The following is a 1,895-nucleotide window of genomic DNA, read 5'->3' as shown; positions in this document are numbered from 1 at the left end:
GCCCTGAAGGGCGAAGCAAGGAAAGAAGCGGTGCGGCGCGGGTCCTGGATGATGAAGGCGTCGGCCGATCGCCTTCAGCCGGCTTTGAGCGGCTCCGGCACGAACAGCGTTTCCGGCCGCTCATAGGACAGGCGCACGCTGTCGCGGCCGTTCTTCTTGGCCTTGTAGAGGGCCTCGTCGGCGCGGCGCATCAACGGCTCCAGAGCTTCGTCGCCGCTGCGCGCCGCCACGCCGAAACTGGCGGTGACCTTGGTGCCGGGCGGAAGTCCGTCGACGCCGCCGGCCGAGTAGGCCACGCGCACGGCCTCTGCGAGCAGCCGCGCGGCGGCAAGATCGGTCAAGCGCGTACCGGCGGCGGCGCGAAGCTTGGCGGCGAAGTCGGCGCTCACCCGGTCGCCCGCGGCATGCCCATGCAGGTCGTTGAGCGCCTTGAAGTGGTCGAGATCGGCCAGCACAAGGGCCACCGGCAATTTCGCCGCCGCGCAGCGTTGCAAGAGCAGTGCCGCCCGTTGCTCGAAGCCGCGCCGGTTGAGGAGGCGAGACAGCGGATCTGTGTAGGTTTCGACCTTCAACGCCTTCATCACGTCGAGCGCGGCTGCGGAGAACAGGCAAAGCGCGATCAGCAGCGACAGCAGCGCATGCGACAGCAACGCCGTCGTCCAATAGGATGATGTATAGAGCTCGTCATAGGTCGCGAAAGGCCCGTGCGCGACGATGACGGCAAGCGTGCGCACGAAGAAATTCAGCCCCGCGAGCAACGCCAGGACGAACAGGATATTTTCCGTCGGGCCATTGCCACGCACCTTGCGCAATTCGGCGGCCGCCACCAGGCTGATGCCGCCGAGCGCGAAATTGATGACGAGGACCCGCCATGTCAGGTCCGGCTGGACGAACAGGAACCAGCAAAAGGCGGCCATGCCGCCGCTCGCCAAGACGCAAAGCCCGGCATAGGGCACTCGCCGGCCATGCCGCGCCACGATCGCGCCGGCCAGGCAGGATCCGGCAACGCAGAAGCATAGGTTGGAGAGCAGCTTCGACGGTGCCAGGCCAACGGGCAGCGTGAAATGCTGGAACAGGAACCCGGCCGCCGCAAGCGAATAGCTTACCGCCAGCACGGCCAGATAGGGACGGTGGCGCTGATAGAACCAAAGCACGAGGAACGCCGCGCCGAGGGCCAGCGCGATCGTCGGGTTTAGCAACGCTATCAGCAGGCCGGTGTCCAAAGGACCGTGACTTCCCCTCGCTTGACGTCGGGGAAGACCTTAGGCTGCAAGCCCAAACAAGCGGTTAAGCGAAAGCGAATATGCGTCACGCTGGTGCGGAGCGTGACGTGGAACCGGCGCGCCGGACCTGCGTTTGTCCAGCGCAGAAGAGGAACCGATAATGGCCGATACAATCACCCTGACCGATCACGAGGCAATCCGTTCATGGGCCGCTTCACGCGCCGGCTTTCCGGCCATTGTCGACGTGTCGCCCGAGGCCGGCACGCAGGCGATGCTGCGGCTGGTATTCGGCCAGCACGCCTATGAGGACGAAGACCAGCCGGAGCGCCCGATCAATGCCGGAGGTTATGAGCTGGTCGAGTGGGACGAATGGTTCAAACTCTTCGATGAACGCGGGCTGGCCCTGGTGGTCGCCGCCGAAGAACCCGGGCGCCGCGAGCAGTTCCACGAGATCATCCGCCGCGACGACCGGTGAAGCTCCAAACATGCTCTGAACGCTTAAGCAGAAGGCCCGAATCGCATCGCGATCCGGGCCCTTGCGTTTCGATCGAACCAGCCGCGATTTACTTCCAGTCGCGAATATCGACGAAGTGGCCGGCGATCGCCGCCGCCGCAGCCATGGCCGGCGACACCAGATGGGTGCGCCCCTTGAAGCCCTGCCGGCCCTCGAAA

The 1,895-nt window shown here is 65.3% G+C and carries 3 protein-coding genes; 1 reads left to right on the top strand and 2 read right to left on the bottom strand.

Annotation, left to right across the window (positions count from 1 at the left end):
• Window positions 1-74: 74 nt before the first annotated feature.
• Entirely contained in the window at window positions 75-1,223 is a 1,149-nt protein-coding gene (locus tag FJ980_RS30295; protein WP_140547275.1) for a GGDEF domain-containing protein, read from the bottom strand.
• A gap of 160 nt (window positions 1,224-1,383) precedes the next feature.
• Between FJ980_RS30295 and FJ980_RS30290 the strand changes: the two genes are divergently transcribed.
• On the top strand, window positions 1,384-1,698 hold the full coding sequence (locus FJ980_RS30290; protein WP_140492726.1) for a hypothetical protein: 315 nt from the start codon (window positions 1,384-1,386) through the stop codon (window positions 1,696-1,698).
• A gap of 88 nt (window positions 1,699-1,786) precedes the next feature.
• Here FJ980_RS30290 and FJ980_RS36000 read toward each other — a convergent pair.
• The coding region (locus FJ980_RS36000; RefSeq protein ID WP_140547274.1) for an aconitase family protein at window positions 1,787-1,895 on the bottom strand (109 nt) is incomplete at its 5' end.

The sequence above is a fragment of the Mesorhizobium sp. B1-1-5 genome, assembly GCF_006443065.1.
In the GTDB taxonomy this organism is placed as follows: domain Bacteria; phylum Pseudomonadota; class Alphaproteobacteria; order Rhizobiales; family Rhizobiaceae; genus Mesorhizobium.
Note: the sequence above shows the minus strand (reverse complement) of the source record. Positions and strands in the feature narration are given on the sequence as shown.